The following is a 19,296-nucleotide window of genomic DNA, read 5'->3' as shown; positions in this document are numbered from 1 at the left end:
CGAGGGGACCACCGATGCCTGCCGATCTCACCGATCGCACCACCGTCACCAGTGTCCGACCCGCACCCGCCGCCGCCGTGGAGCTGCGCGGCGTCGGCAAGACCTTCGGCCACGGTCCGGGGGCGGTGACCGCGCTGAAGGGGATCGACCTGACGGTCGCCGACGGCGAGTTCGTCTGCCTGCTCGGCGCGTCCGGCTGCGGCAAGTCGACGCTGCTGAACCTGCTCGCGGGCCTCGACGACGCCACGGCCGGCACCGTGTCGGTCGGTTCGGTGCGGCCGTCGTTCATGTTCCAGGAGGCCGCGCTGATGCCGTGGCTGACCGCCCGGCACAACGTCGAGCTGCCGCTGCGGCTGGCCGGGCACGGCCGCGCAGCACGGGCCCGGCGGGCCGAGGAGCTGCTGTCGCTGGTCCGGCTGGAGGGGGTCGGGAGCAAGCGCCCGCACGAACTCTCCGGCGGCATGCGGCAGCGGGTCTCGCTGGCCCGCGCGCTGGCCGCGGCCACCGGCCTGGGTGCCGACGACCCCGGTTCGGACACCACCGGCCTGCTGCTGATGGACGAGCCGTTCGCCGCGCTCGACGCGATCACCCGCGACGTGCTGCAGGGCGAGCTGCTGCGCGTGTGGCGGGCGACCGGCACGACGATCGTGTTCGTGACCCACGACGTCCGCGAGGCCGTCCGGCTGGCCGAGCGGGTCGTGCTGCTGTCCTCGCGCCCCGGCACCGTGGTCCGCGAATGGGAGGTCCCCACCCAGGGGCACGGCGCGGAACAACAGGCCCGGCTGCACGACGACATCACCGGACGGCTGCGGCAGGTGATCACCAGCCATGCCGCGTGAGGACCGACGCCGCCCGGTCGGTGTGCTCGGGGACGACACCACCGTCACCGACCACCACGTCTCGGGCCGCCGCACTCCGGGCAGTGACGACCCGGGCAGTGACGATCCGGGCAGCCACTCCCCCGGCAGTGACAATCCGGGCAGCGACTCTCCGGATCGGGGCACCTCCGACCACGACACCGCCGACGCGATCGCCGGGCTGGACGCGCTGGACACCCCGGTGGTGCGGCGGACACCGTGGTGGCGGCAGCTGCTGCGCACCTGGCTCCCGCCGCTGGTCGCGCTCGCCGCGATCGTCGGCGTCTGGCAGATGGTGTGGGCCTCGGCGGTGCTGCCGGAGTTCCGGCTGCCCGCCCCCGGCGCGGTCGGGACGGAGTTCCTCGGCATCGTCGTGGACGGCTCCATCTGGTCGATCCTGTGGACCTCGATCAGCCGCGCCGCGGTGGGTTTCCTGTTCGCGCTGGCCATCGCCACCCCGCTCGGCCTGCTGGTGGCGAAGGTCCCCGTCGTCCGGGCCGCGATCGGCCCGCTGCTGACCGGCCTGCAGTCACTGCCCTCGGTCGCCTGGGTGCCCGCCGCGGTGCTGTGGTTCGGTCTGACCGACGCCACGATCTTCTTCGTGGTGCTGCTCGGCTCGGTGCCCTCGATCGCGAACGGCCTGGTCGCCGGGATCGACCAGGTACCGCCGATCCTGCCCCGGGCCGGACGGGTGCTCGGGGCGACCGGCTTCGCGATGGCCCGCTTCGTGCTGCTCCCCGCGGCCCTGCCGGGATACCTGGCCGGCTGCAAGCAGGGCTGGGCGTTCGCCTGGCGGTCGCTGATGGCGGCGGAGATCATCGCGATGGGGCCCGCGCTGGGGATCGGCCTGGGCGCCTACCTCAAGAACGGGGCCGACGTCAGCAACATCTCCCAGGTGTTCGCCGGCATCCTGCTGATCCTCATCGTCGGGATCGGGATCGAACTCCTGGTGTTCCGGCCGCTGGAGCGCCGGGTGCTGCGGGCACGCGGACTGGCCCTGACCGTCTGAGCAGCGATCCCGGCGCACGCGGGTCCTCCGTGGCACGTCGCCACGGAGGACCGCGCGTGGTCCGCGAAGGACGCGCAACGTGTCCGGACCGGTACGACCCCTTCCCACCTGCCGAAACACGGTGAGTTCAATCCCAACCGCAGGGGTTGGGTTTCGGCCCTGGCCGGGCTACCGTTCACTCATGACCGGTTCGGTGCTGCTGACGACGCGGGGTCACATCGACCTCCTGCGCGTCGCGTCGGCGCTCTGTCGGCCCTGACCGCCGACCGGCCCCACGGACCCGACCGCCCGGCAGCCGGCACCGCGTCACAGTGCCGGAACCGCCGACCTCGGCGGACTCGCACAGGGCTGACAGCGAGCGCGCTGCCGGCCCCGGCAGCTCCGCCGCGCCCGCGGTCCTGCCGGCCCGGACGACTCCGCCCGCGGTGACCGCACCGAGCCCGCGGGCTCCGCCGACCGTGCCGGTCGGGTCGGTCCTCGCACCCCTGCTCGGACCCGCGCCCACCCCGACATCCCGCTGGGAGCATCCATGACCACGACGTCCGAACGCGAGCGCACGCACGCCCCGCCAGAGCTGGAGACACTCCGGACCGGCCACGAACACGGCGCGGGCCGGATCCCGCGCTGGGTGGTGAAGACCGCGTCGCCGGTGGCGCTCGTCGTGCTGTGGCAGGTGCTGTCCAGCACCGGCGTCCTCCCCCGCGACGTGCTCGCCGCCCCGCTCACCGTCGTCGGCACCGCCGCCGACATGTGGGCCGACGGTGCGATCCAGAGCGCGGTGCTCACCTCCACCGGCCGGGTCGTCGCCGGGATCGCGATCGGCCTGGTCACCGCGGTCGTCCTCGCCACCCTGTCCGGGTTGTTCCGGATCGGTGAGGACGTGATCGACGCCCCGGTCCAGATGCTCCGCACGGTCCCGGTGATCGGCCTGATCCCACTGCTGATCATCTGGTTCGGCATCGGCGAGGAACCCAAGATCGCGCTGATCGCGCTGGCCGTGACCTTCCCGCTGTACATGAACCTCTTCGGCGGCATCCGCAACGTCGACGCCACCCTCGTCGAGGCCGCCCGCACCCTGGGGCTCGGCTGGTTCGGCCAGGTCAGGCACGTGATCCTGCCGTCGGCGATGCCGCAGTTCCTGGTCGGTCTGCGGTTCTCGCTGGGCACCGCGTGGCTGGCCCTGGTGTTCGGCGAGACGATCAACGCCACCTCCGGCATCGGCTACGAGATGAACACCGCCCGCGAGTTCTTCCAGACCGACGTGATCGTCGTCTGCCTCGCGCTCTACGCACTGCTCGGACTGCTCGGCGACTTCGTCGTGCGGATGCTGGAGAGGGGGTTCCTGTCGTGGCGACCGGCGTTCAGCGGGAAGTGAGCCGCACCGGCGGCCGGGCCGTCACGGTCCGCGGACTGACCCGCCGCTTCGGCGACCGCACCGTTCTGGACGATCTCGACCTCGACATCGAGCCGGGCCAGTTCGTGGCGCTGCTCGGCGCATCCGGCTGCGGGAAGTCGACGCTGCTGCGGATCCTCGCCGATCTCGACCACGACGTCTCCGGCGTCGTCACGGTCGCCCGGCGGCGCGCGGTCGGTTTCCAGGCGCCCCGGTTGCTGCCGTGGAAGAAGGTGTGGCGCAACGTCGTGATGGGCCTGCCCGGCCGGCCGGACCGGGCCCGGGCGGAGGCCGCACTGGCCGAGGTCGGCCTGTCGCACCGCACCGACGTGTGGCCGAAGGTGCTCTCCGGCGGTGAGGCGCAGCGGGCCGCGCTGGCCCGGGCACTCGTCCGCGACCCGGACCTGCTGCTGCTCGACGAGCCGTTCTCCGCGCTCGACGCGCTCACCAGGATCACCGCCCGCGGGCTGGTCGACGAGCTGTGGCAGCGACACCGGTGTGCCGTGCTGCTGGTCACCCACGACGTCGAGGAGGCGCTGGTGCTCGCCGACCGCGTGCTCGTGATGGAGGGCGGCCGGATCTCCTACGACGCACCGGTCCCGATCGACCGGCCACGCGACGTCACCGATCCCGATTTCCAGCGCCTGCGCGCCGAGCTGCTCGGCCGCCTCGGTGTCCACCAGCACCCCCAGGAGGAGCAGTGACCGCAGCAGCGAGCGCCGAGGTCGAGTTCATCGGCATGATCGGGACCCAGGAGGTCTCCGAGATCCGGCCCGCGACCGGTCCGGTGGTCGACCGCGCCGCCGTGCGCGGGTTCGTCGCCGCGCACGAGGAGGCGGGTTTCGACAAGGTCCTGGTCGGCCACTCGTCGTCCACCCCGGACGGGTTGCAGGTCGCCGCCTACGCTGCCGCGCACTCCGAGCGGCTCGGCTTCCTGGTGGCGCACCGGCCCGGGTTCACCGCGCCGACCCTGGCCGCCCGCCAGTTCGCGACCCTGGACCACTTCACCGGTGGCGGTCGGCTCGCGCTGCACGTCATCTCCGGCGGCAGCGACGTCGACCAGCGGCGCGACGGCGACTGGCTGGACAAGGAGCAGCGCTACGCCCGCACCGACGAGTACCTCTCCGTCCTGCGCCGGGCCTGGACCGAGCCGGAGGAGTTCGACCACCACGGCGAGTACTACCGGGTCGCCGGGGTCCGCCACGAGATCCGCCCGCTGTCGACGATCCCGATCTATTTCGGGGGGTCCTCCGAGGCCGCCTACCGGGTCGGTGGCAGGCACGCCGACGTGTTCGCACTGTGGGGCGAGCCGCTGGCCGGGACGGCCGAGCAGATCACCCGCGTGCGGGAGGCCGCACGCGCGGCCGGGCGGGCCGAGGCACCGCGGATCAGCGTGTCGTTCCGGCCGATCCTGGGCGACACCGAGGAGCAGGCGTGGGCCAGGGCCCGCGACGTGCACGCCCGGATCGTGGCGGCGAACGGCGGCCACGGCTCCTTCACCGGGACCCGGATGCGTGAGCCCGGCGCCCCGGCCAACGTCGGCTCCCAGCGGCTGCTCGCCGCGGCCGCCGCGGGTGAGGTGCACGACCGTTGTCTGTGGACGGCGACGGCGGCGGCGTCCGGCGCCGCCGGCAACTCCACCGCCCTGGTCGGCACCCCGGACACGGTCGCCGCCGCGCTGGCCGACTACGTCGATCTCGGCGTGAGCACGCTGCTGATCCGCGGTTACGACCCGATCGCCGACGCCCGCCGCTACGGCGCCGAACTGCTGCCCGCGGTCCGCGCCGAGCTGGCCCGCCGGGCCACGGCCGTGCGGGTCCCGGCATGAGCGCGCCGGCCACCGCCACCGCCCGCTGGACGCCGGAGAGCGCGTCCCGGGGCACCGTCGTCGTGCTCGGGGGGCGCGGCGAGCACCCGGGCCTCTACGCCCGGCTCGGACGTCGCCTGGCCTTCGACGGCTGGACGGTCGTCGCCCCGGAGAACACCGGGAGCACCGGGAGCACCGGGAGCACCGCCGGGGCCGTCGGGGCGGCGCTCGACGACGCCACCGGCGCCCGGGTGCTGCTCGGCTCGGACACCGGCGCGCTGCGCGCCTGGGAGATCGCCGGCGCCGTCTCGCCGGACGCGCTGGTCCTGGCCGGATTGCCCGCGGCAGCACCGGAGGGCGGCCCGCCGCTCGACCGCGCCGGCGAACTCGACGCCCGCACCGCGTGCCCGGTGCACCGTGGCGTGCTGGAGTCCGATCCGGCGTTCCGCTGGGGCGAGCTCGGCGAACCGGCCGCACCGGTGCCGTCCTCCGCGCTGCCCGAGATCCCGGTGCTGTGGCTGCACGGTGACGCCGACGTCGTCGCCCCGCTCGCCGCGGTGCGGACGCTCGTGCGGCCGACCGACGAGCTCGCCGTCGTCGCCCACGGGGTGCACGACGTGCTCAACGACCAGTTCCACCGGATCGTCGCGGCCCGCCTGGTGCTGTTCCTGGAGCAGGTCGCCAAGGGGGCGAGGTTCCTCGCCCCGGCCGCGGCGCAACCGGTGGCACGCACCCGGCGGGCCGCACCGCTCAACGTGTCCGCCCGGCTCGACCACGCGTTGCGGGCACTCACCGAACTGGCCACGGCCGCCACCGACGACGACGGGACCGGTACCCGCACCTGCGAGGCGATCTCCCGGTCCCGCGGTGTCCCGCTGAACTCGTTGGTGAACATCATGCTGGCGCTGCGCCGGGCCGGGCTCGTCACCAGCAGGCGCGGTTGCGAGGGCGGATACCGGCTCGCCCGGCCCGCCGGTGCGATCACCGTCGCCGACGTCGTCCGCGCCACCGAGGGCGCACTGGCGACGGTGCGCGGCGACGGCCCGGCCGCCGTCCTGTGGGCGGACCTCGAACGCACCGTCGCCGACTTCCTGACCGGTCACACCCTCACCGAACTCACCCCGGAGCGTTCTCCCCGATGAGCAGCACCGATGCCTTTCACCCCGATCTGGGACCGGTCCCCGGCGATCCGCCCGCACACGCCAGGGTGCACCTGATCCGCGGCGCCGATCTGACCGCCGACACCGCCCAGACCAGCGGGATGTCGCGGCGCGAGGCCGTCAGCGGCCGGACCGTCGGCTCGCGGAAGCTGTGGACCGGTGAGACGCACGTCGCGCCGGACACCCACTCCGGCGACCATCACCACGGCGAGGCCGAGACCTCGATCTACGTGGTCAGCGGGCGCCCGCGGTTCGTCTTCCACGACGGCACCGGCGAGGTCGCGCTGCAGACCGAGCCGGGTGACTACGTGTTCGTCCCGCCCTACGTCCCGCACCGCGAGGAGAACCCCGACCCGGAACACCCGGCCGTCGTCGTGATCTCGCGCAGCACCCAGGAGGGGATCGTCGTGAACCTCCCCTCGCTCACCCCGCTCACCGATCCGGAGCCCACCCCGTGAACCGCAGACTCGCGCTCCCCGCCCTGCTCGCCGCGCTCGCGCTGGTCCTGGCCGGCTGCGCAGGCGGTGCCCCGGCCGACGACGGCCCGGTCGATCTCTCGGAGGTGACCCTGCAGGTCGGTGACCAGGCCGGCATCCAGTCGGCGCTCGTCGAGGCCTCGGGCGTGCTGGAGGGTGCGCCGTACACGGTCGAGTGGGCCCAGTTCCCGGCCGCCGCCCCACTGCTGGAGGCGCTGCGCAGCGAGGCGATCGACGTCGGCATCGCGGGTGACGCACCGACCCTGACCGCACTCTCCTCCACCGACCGCATCAAGATCGTGAAGGCGACCCGGGCACCCGCGAAGGGCGGCCTCGCCCTGCTGGTGCCCGGGGACTCCCCGGTGCAGACGGTCGCCGAGCTGCGCGGGGCGACCGTCTCCCCCACCACCCAGGGCAGCATCAGCCACTACCTGCTGCTGCGCGCCCTGGAGGAGGCCGGGGTGCCCTCCGAAGAGGTCGAGATCTCGTTCCTGCAGCCGGTCGACGCGGCCGCGGCTCTGAACTCGGGGGCGATCGACGCCTGGGCGACCTGGGATCCCTACACCGCCATCGCCGAGCGGGAGTCCGGCGCCCGGATCCTGCGTGACGCCGAGGGGCTCGGCACCGGTCTGACCTTCCTCGACGCCAACACCGCGGCGTTGGACGACCCGGGAAAGCGGGCGGCGATGACCGACTTCACCGAGCGCTACACCCGCGCGTTGCAGTGGGCGTGGGAGAACCCGGAGGAGAACGCGAGGATCTTCTCCGAGCTGACCGGCCGCCCCGCGGAGATCGCCGGCCTGGTGGCCGAGCGGGCCCTGCGCGAGACCCCGCCGCTGGACGACGCCCTGGTCGCCGAGGTCCAGGAGGTCGCCGACCGCTACGTCGACTACGGCGTGCTGCGCAACCCGGTCGACGTCGCCTCGGCGGTGGACGAGCTGGGCGGACCGGACGGTTCCTGAGCCCCGTGATGGCCGGTGGCGCCGACCACCGACGGCGACCGCCGCTCAGGAGCGGGTCAGCCCGACCGGGTTGCCCGCCGGGATGTCGCTCGCGGCCACCGCCGTGGCGAGCGGATCGAGCAGTTCGAGCAGCTCCGCCGAGCGGTGCTCGCCGAGCGCACGCCACGGGCCGTCCGCGGCCCGGTCGGTGTCGCGTTCGATCCCGTCCCGCTCGGCGGCGCCGGCCGCGGTGAGCGCGCCGTCGGCGTCCAGCCAGCCACGCCGGCGCAGATCGTCGGCACCGGCCATCCAGTCGTCCTCGCTCCAGCCGCGGGCGGTACGCAGCCACTCGGCGTCGGCCTCACCGGCCGCGGCCTTCAGCAGGTGCGCGGCGACCGGGCCGATGTCGCGGGCGACCAGCACCGCGACGTGCCCGTCGCCGCGGTGCTCGCGCAACGTGGTGGTGGCCTGCCACAGCGTCTCCAGCGGACCGTCCGGCCGGGGCAGCGCGGCATTCGCCGCGGCGAGCACCCGGCCGGCGACGTCCACCGAGGACGCCGCCGACCAGGCCAGCTCCGCGGCCCGGGCGAGCACCGGAGCCGCCGCACCGGCCGGATCCGGGCGGATCCGGCGCAGGGCCGCGCACGCACCGGACGACCGGGCGGCCAGCGCGGCCTCCGGCGGTGCCAGCGACCAGACCTCGGGCAGCGCCCTGGCCACCATCGCCGGGTGGAAGTTGTGGAACGCCGCCGTCACCGGCGCCGCACCCACCGGCCCCAGCGGGGCGGCACGCATCGCGAAGTAGCCCCGCCAGAACCCGCGATAACCCACCGCCTCCGCCGCCGCCCGGGCCTCCGGGGTGAAGTAGACGACGTCGTGGATCGGTTCGAGGCGCTCCCACAGCGCACGCGAGGTCACCACGACACGGTAGGTCGCCCCGGGCCCGCTAGGACAGGTGGTGGCGCTCCTGGAGCCCGTACACCGGTGTCGGGATGCCCTCCTGCCTGGCCTTGAGCTGCAGCGCCAGGTACAGCGAGTAGAACCGGCTCTGGTGCAGGTTCCCGCCGTGGAACCAGAGGTTCGGCTGCTGGGTCGGCTTCCACATGTTGCGCTGCTCGCCCTCCCAGGGCCCCGGGTCCTTGGTCGTGTCCGACCCGAGCCCCCAGACCTTGCCGACCCGGTCGGCGACCTCCTGGCCGACGATGTCGGCTGCCAGACCGTTCATCGACCCGTAGCCGGTGGCGAACACCACGAGATCGGCCTCGAGCTCGGTGCCCTCGGCCAGCCGGACACCGTTCTCGGTGAACTCGCTGACCTGCCCCTTGGCCAGCTTGACCCGGCCGTCGGCGACGAGATCGGCGGCGCCGACGTCGATGTAGTAGCCCGAACCCCGGCGCAGGTACTTCATGAACAGCCCGGAGTCGTCGTCGCCGAAGTCGAGATCGAAGCCGGCCTCGGTGAGCCGCCGGTAGAAGTCGGCGTCGACCTCGCGCGCCTTGTCGTAGGTCGGCTTCTGGAAGGTGTGCATGATCCGGTAGGGCAGCGACGCGAAGATCATGTCCGCGGTGTGGGTGTCGATCCCGGCCGCGACCGCCCGCTCCGAGTAGAGGTCACCCAGGCCGAGCTCCATCAGGGTGTCCGACTTGATGATGTGGGTGGAGGAACGCTGCACCATCGTGACCTCGGCGCCCACCTCCCACAGCGCGCCGCAGATGTCGAACGCCGAGTTGTTCGACCCGACGACGACGACCTTCTTCCCCTTGTAGGCGTCCGGGCCGGGATGCTGCGAGGAGTGCTGGACCTCCCCGGTGAACCGCTCCTGCCCCGGGAGCGTCGGCATGTTGGGCTTCCCGGACACGCCGAGCGCGAACACGAGCTGCCGCGGCCGCAGCGTGATCTCCTCGCCCTCCCGGTCGACGACGAGGTCCCACCGTCCGCTCGCCTTGTCGAAGGTGGCCGAGCGGGCGGTGGTGGAGCCCCAGTAGTTGAGCTCCATGATCCGGGTGTAGAACTCCAGCCAGTCGCCGATCTTGTCCTTCGGCGCGAACACCGGCCAGTTGTCCGGGAACTTCAGGTAGGGCAGGTGGTCGTACCAGACCGGGTCGTGCAGGGCGAGGCTCTTGTACCGCTTGCGCCAGGAGTCGCCCGGCCGCTCGTTGCGCTCGACGATGATCGTCGGGACACCGAGCTGGCGCAGCCGTGCACCCAGCGCGATCCCGCCCTGGCCGCCGCCGACGATCACGACCTCCGGGTCGCGCGTGCGGCCGAGCTCGGCCAGTTCCCGCTCGCGCTGCTCCTTCCAGGTCACCCGGTCGGGGTTCGCGCCGTGCTCGGTGCCGAACGGCCGGTTCTCCCCGCGCGGCTCCTCGTGGCCCTTCAGCTCGTCGAGGGTGGTGAGGAACGTCCAGGCCCGGGTCGCGCCGTCCTCGGTGACGAGCCGGGCGTGGCCGGAACCGCGGCCGACGGCCGTCTCGAAACCGAACCAGAACTCGGTGACACCGCCGGCCTCGGTGGGCTCGGCGGTGATCGTCCAGTTCGTCGGGTCGGTGCCCTCCAGGGTCGCACCGAGCAGGCCCCGGACACCCTCGTGGTGCTCGACGGTCTTCAGGTTCCAGGTGAACGCGACCAGGTCGCGCCAGTAGCTCTCGGCGGCGAACAGCCCGACCGCCCGGTCGACGTCGCGGGCCGCCAGTGCGTCGCCGAACGCGGTCAACCAGGTCTGCGCCGTGTCGCGGGCCGTGGACTTCTCGAGTGTCTCGGTCACGTCGGAACCTCCTGCGAGCGGGTTCGCACGACCGCGGCGGTGCTCGCCGTCCGTGCCACGGTCGTCGGGGCAACCCGTGCAGTGAACACCACACGTCGAGTTCCACGACACGGTTGCGGCAAGGTTGCATCCGCTGTTCCGAACAGGGATCGGTACGGCATGCTCGCCACCGTGCGGGTGCTCGTGATCGAGGACGACGACGGAGTCGCCGGGGCCGTCGTGGACGCGTTGCGGACGCGGGGCCACGGCGTGCTGCACGCGGCGACCGCCGGGGCCGCGGCGGCCCTGCTGAGCGAGGCGGAGCTGGTGCTGCTCGACCTCGGGCTGCCCGACGGCGACGGGCTGACCCTGTTGCGCAGGCTGCGCCGCGACTCCAGCGTCCCGGTGATCGTGCTGACCGCCCGGTCCACCGAGCGCGACGTGGTCCGCGGGCTGCACCTGGGTGCCGACGACTACCTGGTGAAACCGGTCCGGTTGCGCGAGCTGCTGGCCCGGGTGGACGCCGTCGCCCGCCGGGTACCCTCTCCCGCGTTCGTGCCGAACGTGGTCGACGCGCAGGACGTCCGGATCGACCTGGACGCCCGGCGGGTCACCGTGGCGGGCCGGGAGCTGTCGCTCACCGCGACCGAGTACGCCGTGGTCGCGGTGCTGGCCCGGCGGCGGGGGGTGGCGGTGAGCCGCCAGCAGGTGCTCGACGAGGTCTGGGGGGATGCCACCGTGTCCGGTTCCAAGGCGCTGGACGTGCACATCGCGGCCCTGCGTTCGAAGCTCGACCGGCCGGGGCTGGTCGCCACCGTGCGCGGTTTCGGCTTCCGGTTCGGTGGATGACGGCGTGCGCAGACGTCTCCTCCTGGCGCTGTCCCTGTGCTGTCTGCTGACGGTCGCCGCGTTCGTGGCACCGCTGCTCGACGAGCGTGCGACCGCACGGGCGCAGACCCTGGAGATGAGCCGGGCGCACGACCTGGACCGCTTCGTCGCCCTCGCCGCGGTGAACGCCGACCTCGAGTACGAGCTGTGTGCCGAGCTGCAGCGCAGCGTCCACCGGCACGCCGAGCTGTACGGCGAGGGAGTGCTCGTGGTCGACGAGCTGGGCACCCCGCTCGTGTGGTCCGGGCTGGAACCCGACGACCCCGGCGTCCCGGCCGCCCTGGACGCCGCACTGCGCAACGAGCCGCCCGCCGTACCCGACCGGATCACCCCGTTCGACGCCGAACCGATCCTCGCCTGGAAACCGGTCGGCGTCGGCAGCCGCGCCGAGGGGGCGGTCCTGCTGCAGATCGACCCGTCCCGGGCCGCCGCCGACGTGACCGCCGCGTGGTCGCTGGTGCTCGCCGGGGCGCTCGCGGCGGCGGTGGCGTTCGTGGGTATCGCGCTGGCCGTCGCGCGCTGGGTGCTGCGCCCGGTCGACGCGCTCGCGGAAGGGGTCGGCGCGGTGGCGCAGGGCCGGGCCGGTGAGCAGATCGCGGTGTCCGAGGGTCCCGCCGAGCTACGGGCGCTGACCGAGTCGTTCAACCGGATGTCGGCGGCGGTACGGGCCGGTGCCGAGGAGCAGCGACGCCTGGTCGCCGACGCCTCCCACCAGATCCGCAATCCGCTCGCCGCGCTGCGCCTACGGGTGGACGGCCTGGAGCCGCACGTCGACGAGATCGGCCGCAGCGCCTACGACTCGGCTCAGCAGGAGGTCGACCGGCTGGAACGGCTGCTGGACGGCATGTTGGGGCTGGCGTCGGCCGAGGCGACGGCGTCCGCGGTCGCCGCCGGTTCGGACGAGGTCGCGCGCTGCGACGCCGGCGAGGTCGCCGCGCGGCGGGTGGACGCCTGGCGACCGGTCGCCGACGCCGCGGGCGTCGCACTGCTCGGCGACGGCACGCCCGGCCTGTTCACCGGATGGCCGGACACCGACCTGGAACAGGTGCTCGACGTCCTCATCGACAACGCCATCCGGCACACCGGCTCCGGCACCACGGTGCGGGTCCGGTGGACGAGCGACGCCACGACGGTCACCGTCACCGTCGCCGACGACGGCCCGGGGCTCGCCGACGGTGACCTGGAGCGTGCCCGCCAGCGCTTCTGGCAGGCTCGTTCGGCCGGTGGTTCCGGTCTCGGGCTGGCCATCGCCGACCGGCTGGTCGCCGGCCGTGGTGGCGTCCTGACCCTCGGCCGCAGCGCCGCGGGAGGGCTGCTCGCGACGGTGGCGCTGGAGCGGCTGTGACGGGTGCGGTCCGGCGCCGTGCCTTCCTCGGCGGGTTGCTCCTCCTCCCGCTCGCGGCCTGCGGTGCGTCCCCCCGGCCGGTACTGCGGCTCGCCACCGGTGAGAACGGCGGCTTCTACTCCGAGTTCGGTCGTCTGCTGGGTGCCGCCTCCGGCGGTCGCGAACGGGGGATCGACCCCGTCGCCACCGGTGGGTCCCGGGAGAACGTGGAGCTCGTGGCGCGCGGGGCGGCCGCCGTCGGGCTGGCCATGACCGACGTCGTGCGCGACGCCCGGGCCGGGACGCCGCCGTTCGAGCGGCCGTTGGACCTGCTCGCCCTGGGCCGGGTGTACGAGAACTACCTGCAGCTGGCCGTCCGGGCGGACTCGCCGGTCACCGGACTGGCCGATCTCGCCGGTCGGCCGGTGTCGCTCGGCTCGTCCGGGTCCGGTGCGGCACTCGCCGGTGCGCGCCTGTTCGCGGTGGCCGAGGTCGGGGTGCAGGCGCGGCAGCTGTCGCTGGCCGAGGCCACCGCGGCGCTGGCGGACGGCCGGATCGAGGCCATGATGTGGTCGGGAGGGTTGCCGACCCCGGCCGTCGACGCGCTCGCGAAGCGCGTGCCGATCCGGTTGCTGCCGCTGGCCGACCACATCGGCACGCTCCGGCTGATCGTCGGGGCCGGGTTGTACACGGCGGGCGTCATCCCGTCGGGGGTCTACGGATCGACCGGCCCGGTGGTCACGATCGGGGTGCCGAACCTGCTGGTCAGCAGCTCCGAGCTGACCGACGACGACGCGGCGGCCATCGCCCGGTTGCTCGTGGAGCGGGCGCACGAGCTCACCCCGGTCTCGGCGCTGGGCACCCAGTACCTGGATCAGCCCTCGCTGATCGACACGGTCGGTGTCCCGATGCACCCCGGCGCCGCCGCCGCCTACCGCGAGATGCACGGCTAAGCGCTTGCAGCGCAACACTAAGAGCTCACTAAGAATGCCGGAGGGGGCTCCCCGGGGCATCTAGCGTCCCGGCGTCCGGGAACGGCGAGGAGGAGCCCCGACCCATGAGCAACGAGACACTGCAGCAGGGTCCCGTGGAGCCCCTGCTCCCACCGACCGGGAAGGACCGGTTTCGCAGCCTCGGGCCCGGTCTGCTGGCGGCGGCGACCGGTGTCGGCGCCGGCGACCTGGTCGCGACGATGATCGCCGGTGCGCAGTACGGCACCGCGCTGCTGTGGGCCGCCCTGCTCGGCACCGTGCTGAAGCTGGCACTCGGCGAGGGCGTCGGGCGCTGGCACCTCGCCTCCGGTTCCACCCTCCTCGACGGGTGGCGCCGGCTCGGGCGCTGGGCGACGACCTTCTTCGCGGCCTACATCGTCATCTGGGGGTTCGTGTACGGGGCGACCGCGATGTCGGCGGTCGGTCTGCCGTTGAACGCGCTGTTCGGCGGCCTGTCCGTGCGCTACTGGGCGATGATCGCCGGTGTGGTCGGCCTCGCGCTCGTCTGGGCGCAGCGCTACCACGTCTTCGAGAAGTTCATGACGGTGCTGGTCTTGATCAAGTTCGTGTCCGTGGTGTCGGTGGCCGTGCTGGTCACCCCGGACCTCGGTGAGCTGGCGAACGGGCTGGTCCCGCGGCTGCCCGACGGCTCGGTCGTCTACGTGCTCGGGCTGATCGGCGGTGTCGGCGGGACGATCACGATGGCCGCCTACGGCTACTGGATGTTCGCCAAGGGGTGGAAGGGCACCGGCTGGCTGTCGATGATGCGTCTCGACAACACCGTCGGTTACGTGATGACCGGCATCTTCGTGATCGCGATGCTGGTGGTCGGCTCGACCATGCTGCTCGGCCAGGACCTCACCGAGAACGACCGCGGTCTGCTCACCCTGGGTGAGGCTCTCGGCGCCGGTTACGGGGAGTGGGCCAGGATCCTGTTCCTGGTCGGCTTCCTCGCGGTGACCTCCAGCTCGCTGCTGGGTGTGTGGAACGGGGTCAGCCTGCTGTTCGCCGACATGGTCCGCACGCTGCGGCTGCCGCACGGCAAGGCCGCCGAGACGGTCGGCACGGACGCCGCCGTCGGCGCGGCGGCGACCACGGACGCCGCCGTCGGCGCGGCGGCGACCACGGCCGCCGCCGGTGACGGCGCCGCCGCCCCGGGAGCCCCCGCAGAGCGCTCCGGTGCCTTCGTCGCCACCGAGATCGAACGCTCGCTGCCGTTCCGCGGTTACCTGCTGTGGCTGACCGTCCCGCCGATGGCGCTGCTGTTCATCGACCGCCCGTTCGGGCTCACGCTCGTGTACGGCGTCCTCGGCTCGGTGTTCATGCCGTTCCTCGCGATCACGCTGATGCTGCTGCTCAACTCGAAGCGGATCGCGGCCGAGGGGCGCTCGCGGTGGTTGTCGAACACCCTGCTCGCCGCGTCCTCGGCACTCTTCCTCACGCTCCTGGTGACCGACCTGTACCAGCGTTTCGCCGGCTGACGGCGCGAACGCTCCCCGGCGCCCGGCCCGCCCCCCTCGGGCCGGGCGCCTCCCCTCAGTGCACCCGCCTGCGCTGCGAATCCGGGTCGGGCCGGGTGAGCGCGACCACCCCGGCCAGCGCGACCAGGACCCCGAGCAGCGCCGCACCCTCCCAGGCGGGCCGGATCCGGTCGCCGAGCAGCGCGATGCCGACCACACCCGGCACGACCACCTCGGTCACCGACAGCACCGCCGTCGCGGTGCCCACGGCGCCGTCCTGCAGCGCCTTGGCGAAGGTGAGCACCCCGAGCACGCCCATCACCACGACCCCGTACACCAGCGGATCGAGCAGCAGGTCGGCGACGGTCCCCCAGCGGATCGGGCCGGGGTGGACGGCGCGCACCGCGAGCGCCGTCCCGCCGAACCCGAGCCCCGACAGGAACGCGAGCAGCATCGGGCGGCCTGCCCGCCACACGAACGGTGTCGCGACCAGCAACAGAGCGAACGACACCAGCAACACCGGCGTCGCCACCGGGGGTAGTGCCTCCGGGCGTTCCGGTTCGGCGCTCGCCGCGACCAGGACCAGGCCGGACAGCACCGCCACGACCGCCCATCGGTCGCGCCGGATCAGGTTCCACGGGTTCCAGCCGTGGTCGGCCAGCGTGGTCAGCGCGATCGCCCCGGCCAGGATCGACTGCACCGCGAACACCGGCAGGTAGCGCAGCGCGACGACGGTGAGCACCCAGGCGACGATGTCGGCGAACAGCCCGACCAGGAACCACGGCTGGAACCACACCGGCCGGCCGTACTTGGCCAACCGGCTGCCCTTGGCCTCCCAGAGTGCGGCGACGGTGTTGCCGATCATCGCGGCGACGGCGACGAGCAGCGCGAACAAGGTCGTCATGGCCCGCCCCATCCTGCCCGCTGTGCAACGAACCGGTGCCGGACACGCCGGTGGTCTGCCACCACCGGGGCCGCAGGGCACACTCGACGTCATGCGCATGCAGTTCGGTGTGGACGAGAGCGACGCGTTCCATGAGCGTCTGGCGGAGCTGAGCACCGGTTTCGCGGCGTGGCTCGACGAGCACGACCTGGCCGGCGAGCCGATGTCCGCCGAGCTGCTCATGCAGTACAAGTGGCTCACCGCCGACGGTGATCTCGCGAGCTGGCCGCTCGACCAGCTCACGCACTTCCTGGACGAGTGGTGCCCGCACGTCATGGCCGAGCACCGGCTCCCGCTGCGGCTGGTACCGCTCACCGTCGTGGTGTTCGTCGAGTACCTCGACGAGCAGGGCCTGCTCGCGCCGACGAGCCCGCGCCCCTCGGCGATCCGGCGGCTGTGCACCGGCTTCGCCGACACCTACGACGAGCTGGAGGCCGGCCCGATCGAGCCGCTGCTCGCCGAGTTCGAGTCGCCACCGGCACCGGTGCGTATCCCGTCACCCGCCGACCGCGCGGCCTGCGCGGCCCAGGCGCCGATCCTGCGGGACGCACGCGCGCTGGCACAGTGGTGCGGCGAGCGTGGACGGGCCCTCACCGCGACCGGGAACCTGCGGCTCGCCGACGCCCGGCACCTGGTGGAGCTGCTCGGCACCGGGGACGTGCCCGACCCGGCCGGCGGTCGCCGGCTCGCCCGCTCCGATCAGCTGCCCACCCTCACCTGGGTGCTGGAGACCGCGGTACGGGCCGGGGCGGTCCGGCGCGAGGGCGGGCGGTTGGTCGCGGAGCCGCGCTTCGCCGGGGCGGACGACACGACCGCCCACGAGGATCTGGTGCTGGCCGCCCGTGACGAGGGTGTGCTCACCGTGCTCGGGGACCGGCGCACCGAGGACGACGAATGGTCCGGCGACCTCATCGACGAGGGCATCGACGGGCTCCTCGACTCCGCGGACGAGTCCCTGAACGAGGTGGAGCGGCACGCCGTCGAGATCCTGCAGGCGCAGCTCGAGTCGGTCGCCGGTGACCTGGCCGACGAGGACGACGAGGACGAGCCCCTCCCGCATCCGGCCGACGACGCGACGCCTGCGTTCCTGGCCCTGCTGCGCCACCCCGCCGACGGGCTGGAGTTCGACACCCTCGCCGAACTGCTCGGCCTCGTCCTGGGCTGGTCGGAGTGGTTCCGGGTCCTCGACGTCGTGCCCGCGGCCACCGGCGACCTGCTCGCGCGACTCGAACGGCTGGGGCTGGTCCGCTGGGACGGTGCCGAGGCGCTGCCCGACCCGTCCGGACAGCCGCGGCGGGCCGGCGGTCGGGTCGCGCTCACCCCGGGCGGGGTCGCGTGTGCGCTGCTGGTGCTCTCCGCCGAGGGTCTCGACTTCCCGACCAGGCCCGACCCCGCTGCCGCCACGGCCGCCGACATCGTCGGTCTCGCGGGCGAGGTGCCTCCCGACCAGTGGCGCGCCGACATCGACGCCTGGTACGCGGCGCAGCCCGATCCGGCGCGTGCGGTCTCGGCGTTCGTGACCGCCGCGCTCGACCCGGACCGCCCCCTGGTCGCCGTCCTGTCCGCGACCAACGTCGCAGCGGAACGGTTCGGCTCCGGACTCGTCGACGATCTGTTGCGCGAGCATCTCGACGGGCCGCACCGCGCGCAGGTCGCCCGGCGCCTGGTCGGGCGCGGTCTGCTCGATCCGGCCGAGCTGGAACCGGACCTGCTGCTGCACGCCTCGGTCGACGTGCTCGCCGTCACGATTGACACGATCGCCCCCGACCAGTGGCCGGAGCTGTTCGCGCAGGAGTTCCCGCCGGAGACGGCCCCCGTGTTCGAGACCCTGTGGCGGTTGGACAACCCGCACCTGGGGGACGTGCTCGCCGAACTCGGCACGAGCCATCCCGACAAGGCCATCGCGAAGGCCGCGCGGCGGGCCCGGATGCGTTGGCAGAGCCGCACCGGAGGCGCGTGACGCGAGACGGGCCATGTGCGAACATATGTTCGTGCGCGGCCTGGCCACGATCCTGCACGCCGACCTGGACGCGTTCTACGCCTCGGTCGAGCAGCGTGACGATCCGCGCCTGCGCGACCGGCCGGTGATCGTCGGCGGCGGAGTGGTGCTGGCGGCGAGCTATGAGGCGAAGGCGTACGGGGTCGCGACCGCGATGGGCGGTAGGCAGGCCAGGGCGCTGTGCCCGGCCGCCGTCGTCGTCCCGCCGCGGATGGCCGTGTACGCCGCGGCGAGCCGTGCGGTCTTCGCGATCTTCCGGGACCTCACACCGCAGGTCGAGGGCCTGTCGATCGACGAGGCGTTCCTGGAGGTCGGCGGACTCGCCCGGATCTCGGGGGCACCCCGGGACATCGCGGTGCGGTTGCGTGAGCGGGTGCTCGCCGAGGCGGGCCTGCCGATCACCGTGGGCGTGGCACGCACGAAGTTCCTGGCGAAGGTCGCCAGCGGGGTCGCGAAGCCGGACGGGTTGCTCGTGGTGGACCCGGACCGGGAACGACAGTTCCTGCACCCGCTGCCGGTGGAGCGGCTGTGGGGCGTCGGGGCGGTCACCGCGGCCCGGTTGCACGAACTGGGGGTGCGCACCGTCGCCGAGGTCGCGGATCTCGGCGAGGCGGCACTGATGTCGCTGCTCGGCCCGGCCGCCGGGCGGCACCTGCACGCGCTGGCCCACCTGCGCGACCCACGCCCGGTCGAGACCGGCCGATCGCGACGCTCGATCGGTTCGCAGCAGGCGCTGGGCCGCCGCCGGCGCGAACCGGACGAGCTGGACGCGATCCTGGCCGGCACCGTCGACCGGCTCGCCCGGCGTCTGCGCGCGCCGAGGGACGGCGGTTCCAGCGGCTCGACCGGCTCCGGCGGCCCGGCGGCCCCCGGTGGCGGGCGGGTCTGCCGCACCGTGGTACTGCGACTTCGTTTCGCCGACCACAGCCGGGTGACCCGGTCGCACACGCTCCAGGTGCCGACCGCGCACACCGCGACGATCCTCGGTGCGGCCCGCCGGTTGTTGGCCGCCGCGCTGCCGGAGATCCGCGAGCGCGGCATCACGCTGCTCGGCCTGTCGCTGACCAACCTCGACCGCGACGACGCCCTGCAGTGGGAGCTCCCGTTCGACGCCCGGTCCGGGCAGGCGCTGGACACCGCGCTGGACGCGGTGCGCCGCCGGTTCGGCGCCGGGTCGCTGTGCCGGGCGACCGGGCTCGGCCGCAGCGACGACCCGGGGGTGCCGCTGCTACCCGAGCACGAGTGACCCGCCGCGGCCGCCCGACCGGTGGCGAACCGGCGGCGGTGCCCCGGCACCTCCGGCC

At 73.6% G+C, this 19,296-nt stretch carries 18 protein-coding genes; 15 read left to right on the top strand and 3 right to left on the bottom strand.

Annotated elements, in window-relative coordinates; all coding sequences use genetic code 11:
• The first annotated feature begins 14 nt into the window (after positions 1-14).
• The 9 genes from AB0J24_RS16160 to AB0J24_RS16120 all read left to right on the top strand — a co-directional run bounded on the left by AB0J24_RS16160 (position 15) and on the right by AB0J24_RS16120 (position 7,664).
• A complete protein-coding gene (locus tag AB0J24_RS16160) occupies positions 15-839 on the top strand; it encodes an ABC transporter ATP-binding protein (RefSeq protein WP_358681665.1) in 825 nt (274 codons plus the stop codon).
• Entirely contained in the window at positions 829-1,866 is a 1,038-nt protein-coding gene (locus AB0J24_RS16155) for an ABC transporter permease (protein WP_358681662.1), read from the top strand. The genes AB0J24_RS16160 and AB0J24_RS16155 overlap by 11 nt, the downstream gene beginning before the upstream one ends.
• 181 nt (positions 1,867-2,047) lie before the next feature.
• Positions 2,048-2,125, top strand: coding sequence for a putative leader peptide (locus AB0J24_RS16150; RefSeq protein WP_358482113.1), 78 nt, complete (start codon positions 2,048-2,050; stop codon positions 2,123-2,125).
• 270 nt (positions 2,126-2,395) lie between these two features.
• On the top strand, positions 2,396-3,241 hold the full coding sequence (locus tag AB0J24_RS16145; RefSeq protein ID WP_358681659.1) for an ABC transporter permease: 846 nt from the start codon (positions 2,396-2,398) through the stop codon (positions 3,239-3,241).
• A complete protein-coding gene (locus AB0J24_RS16140) occupies positions 3,214-3,963 on the top strand; it encodes an ABC transporter ATP-binding protein (protein WP_358681657.1) in 750 nt (249 codons plus the stop codon). The genes AB0J24_RS16145 and AB0J24_RS16140 overlap by 28 nt, the downstream gene beginning before the upstream one ends.
• Complete coding sequence (locus tag AB0J24_RS16135) at positions 3,960-5,087, top strand: LLM class flavin-dependent oxidoreductase (protein ID WP_358681654.1); 1,128 nt, start codon at positions 3,960-3,962, stop codon at positions 5,085-5,087. The genes AB0J24_RS16140 and AB0J24_RS16135 overlap by 4 nt, the downstream gene beginning before the upstream one ends.
• The gene (locus tag AB0J24_RS16130) at positions 5,084-6,208 is read left to right on the top strand and encodes an Rrf2 family transcriptional regulator (RefSeq protein ID WP_358681651.1); all 1,125 of its coding nucleotides are present in this window, start codon (positions 5,084-5,086) and stop codon (positions 6,206-6,208) included. The genes AB0J24_RS16135 and AB0J24_RS16130 overlap by 4 nt, the downstream gene beginning before the upstream one ends.
• Positions 6,205-6,684 (top strand): cupin domain-containing protein, encoded by a 480-nt coding sequence (locus tag AB0J24_RS16125; protein ID WP_358681648.1) that lies wholly within the window; start codon positions 6,205-6,207, stop codon positions 6,682-6,684. Before AB0J24_RS16130 ends, AB0J24_RS16125 begins: the two co-directional genes overlap by 4 nt.
• Positions 6,681-7,664: an ABC transporter substrate-binding protein gene (locus tag AB0J24_RS16120; protein ID WP_358681645.1), complete on the top strand. Its 984-nt coding sequence runs from the start codon at positions 6,681-6,683 to the stop codon at positions 7,662-7,664. Before AB0J24_RS16125 ends, AB0J24_RS16120 begins: the two co-directional genes overlap by 4 nt.
• Positions 7,665-7,709: 45 nt before the next feature.
• On the opposite strand, the gene AB0J24_RS16115 is transcribed toward AB0J24_RS16120, so the two are convergent.
• Positions 7,710-8,561, bottom strand: coding sequence for a hypothetical protein (locus AB0J24_RS16115; RefSeq protein WP_358681642.1), 852 nt, complete (start codon positions 8,559-8,561; stop codon positions 7,710-7,712).
• A gap of 28 nt (positions 8,562-8,589) precedes the next feature.
• On the bottom strand, positions 8,590-10,407 hold the full coding sequence (locus AB0J24_RS16110) for an NAD(P)/FAD-dependent oxidoreductase (RefSeq protein ID WP_358681639.1): 1,818 nt from the start codon (positions 10,405-10,407) through the stop codon (positions 8,590-8,592).
• Positions 10,408-10,566: 159 nt separating this feature from the next.
• Here AB0J24_RS16110 and AB0J24_RS16105 point away from each other — a divergent pair, with 159 nt between their 5' ends.
• The 4 genes from AB0J24_RS16105 to AB0J24_RS16090 all read left to right on the top strand — a co-directional run bounded on the left by AB0J24_RS16105 (position 10,567) and on the right by AB0J24_RS16090 (position 15,071).
• A complete protein-coding gene (locus tag AB0J24_RS16105; protein ID WP_358681636.1) occupies positions 10,567-11,235 on the top strand; it encodes a response regulator transcription factor in 669 nt (222 codons plus the stop codon).
• A gap of 4 nt (positions 11,236-11,239) precedes the next feature.
• On the top strand, positions 11,240-12,619 hold the full coding sequence (locus AB0J24_RS16100) for a HAMP domain-containing sensor histidine kinase (RefSeq protein WP_358681634.1): 1,380 nt from the start codon (positions 11,240-11,242) through the stop codon (positions 12,617-12,619).
• Positions 12,616-13,551 carry a TAXI family TRAP transporter solute-binding subunit gene (locus tag AB0J24_RS16095; protein ID WP_358681631.1) on the top strand — a complete coding sequence of 312 codons (936 nt, stop codon included), beginning with the start codon at positions 12,616-12,618 and terminating at the stop codon, positions 13,549-13,551. The genes AB0J24_RS16100 and AB0J24_RS16095 overlap by 4 nt, the downstream gene beginning before the upstream one ends.
• Positions 13,552-13,655: 104 nt before the next feature.
• Complete coding sequence (locus tag AB0J24_RS16090) at positions 13,656-15,071, top strand: Nramp family divalent metal transporter (RefSeq protein ID WP_358681628.1); 1,416 nt, start codon at positions 13,656-13,658, stop codon at positions 15,069-15,071.
• 55 nt (positions 15,072-15,126) lie between these two features.
• Here AB0J24_RS16090 and AB0J24_RS16085 read toward each other — a convergent pair whose 3' ends face one another.
• The gene (locus AB0J24_RS16085; protein ID WP_358681625.1) at positions 15,127-15,954 is read right to left on the bottom strand and encodes a hypothetical protein; all 828 of its coding nucleotides are present in this window, start codon (positions 15,952-15,954) and stop codon (positions 15,127-15,129) included.
• Positions 15,955-16,045: 91 nt separating this feature from the next.
• On the opposite strand from AB0J24_RS16085, the gene AB0J24_RS16080 reads away from it, so the two are divergent.
• Positions 16,046-17,953, top strand: a complete 1,908-nt coding sequence (locus tag AB0J24_RS16080) for a hypothetical protein (protein ID WP_358681623.1) — start codon at positions 16,046-16,048, stop codon at positions 17,951-17,953.
• 25 nt (positions 17,954-17,978) lie between these two features.
• Positions 17,979-19,238 carry a DNA polymerase IV gene (gene dinB / locus AB0J24_RS16075; protein WP_358681991.1) on the top strand — a complete coding sequence of 420 codons (1,260 nt, stop codon included), beginning with the start codon at positions 17,979-17,981 and terminating at the stop codon, positions 19,236-19,238.
• The last annotated feature ends 58 nt before the right edge of the window (positions 19,239-19,296 follow it).

The organism is Pseudonocardia sp. NPDC049635, assembly GCF_040659795.1.
In the GTDB taxonomy this organism is placed as follows: domain Bacteria; phylum Actinomycetota; class Actinomycetes; order Mycobacteriales; family Pseudonocardiaceae; genus Pseudonocardia.
The sequence above is the reverse complement of the archived record's forward strand: the minus strand, read 5'-3'. Positions and strand labels throughout refer to the sequence as shown.

Excerpts from the sequence above, each read along its gene's own strand:
- AB0J24_RS16160 (WP_358681665.1), top strand. The coding sequence starts at position 15 with ATGCCTGCCGATCTCACCGATCGCACCACCGTCACCAGTGTCCGACCC.
- AB0J24_RS16155 (WP_358681662.1), top strand. The coding sequence starts at position 829 with ATGCCGCGTGAGGACCGACGCCGCCCGGTCGGTGTGCTCGGGGACGAC.
- AB0J24_RS16150 (WP_358482113.1), top strand. The coding sequence starts at position 2,048 with ATGACCGGTTCGGTGCTGCTGACGACGCGGGGTCACATCGACCTCCTG.
- AB0J24_RS16145 (WP_358681659.1), top strand. The coding sequence starts at position 2,396 with ATGACCACGACGTCCGAACGCGAGCGCACGCACGCCCCGCCAGAGCTG.
- AB0J24_RS16130 (WP_358681651.1), top strand. The coding sequence starts at position 5,084 with ATGAGCGCGCCGGCCACCGCCACCGCCCGCTGGACGCCGGAGAGCGCG.
- AB0J24_RS16125 (WP_358681648.1), top strand. The coding sequence starts at position 6,205 with ATGAGCAGCACCGATGCCTTTCACCCCGATCTGGGACCGGTCCCCGGC.
- AB0J24_RS16105 (WP_358681636.1), top strand. The coding sequence starts at position 10,567 with ATGCTCGCCACCGTGCGGGTGCTCGTGATCGAGGACGACGACGGAGTC.
- AB0J24_RS16090 (WP_358681628.1), top strand. The coding sequence starts at position 13,656 with ATGAGCAACGAGACACTGCAGCAGGGTCCCGTGGAGCCCCTGCTCCCA.
- AB0J24_RS16085 (WP_358681625.1), bottom strand. The coding sequence starts at position 15,954 with ATGACGACCTTGTTCGCGCTGCTCGTCGCCGTCGCCGCGATGATCGGC.
- AB0J24_RS16080 (WP_358681623.1), top strand. The coding sequence starts at position 16,046 with ATGCGCATGCAGTTCGGTGTGGACGAGAGCGACGCGTTCCATGAGCGT.
- dinB (WP_358681991.1), top strand. The coding sequence starts at position 17,979 with ATGTTCGTGCGCGGCCTGGCCACGATCCTGCACGCCGACCTGGACGCG.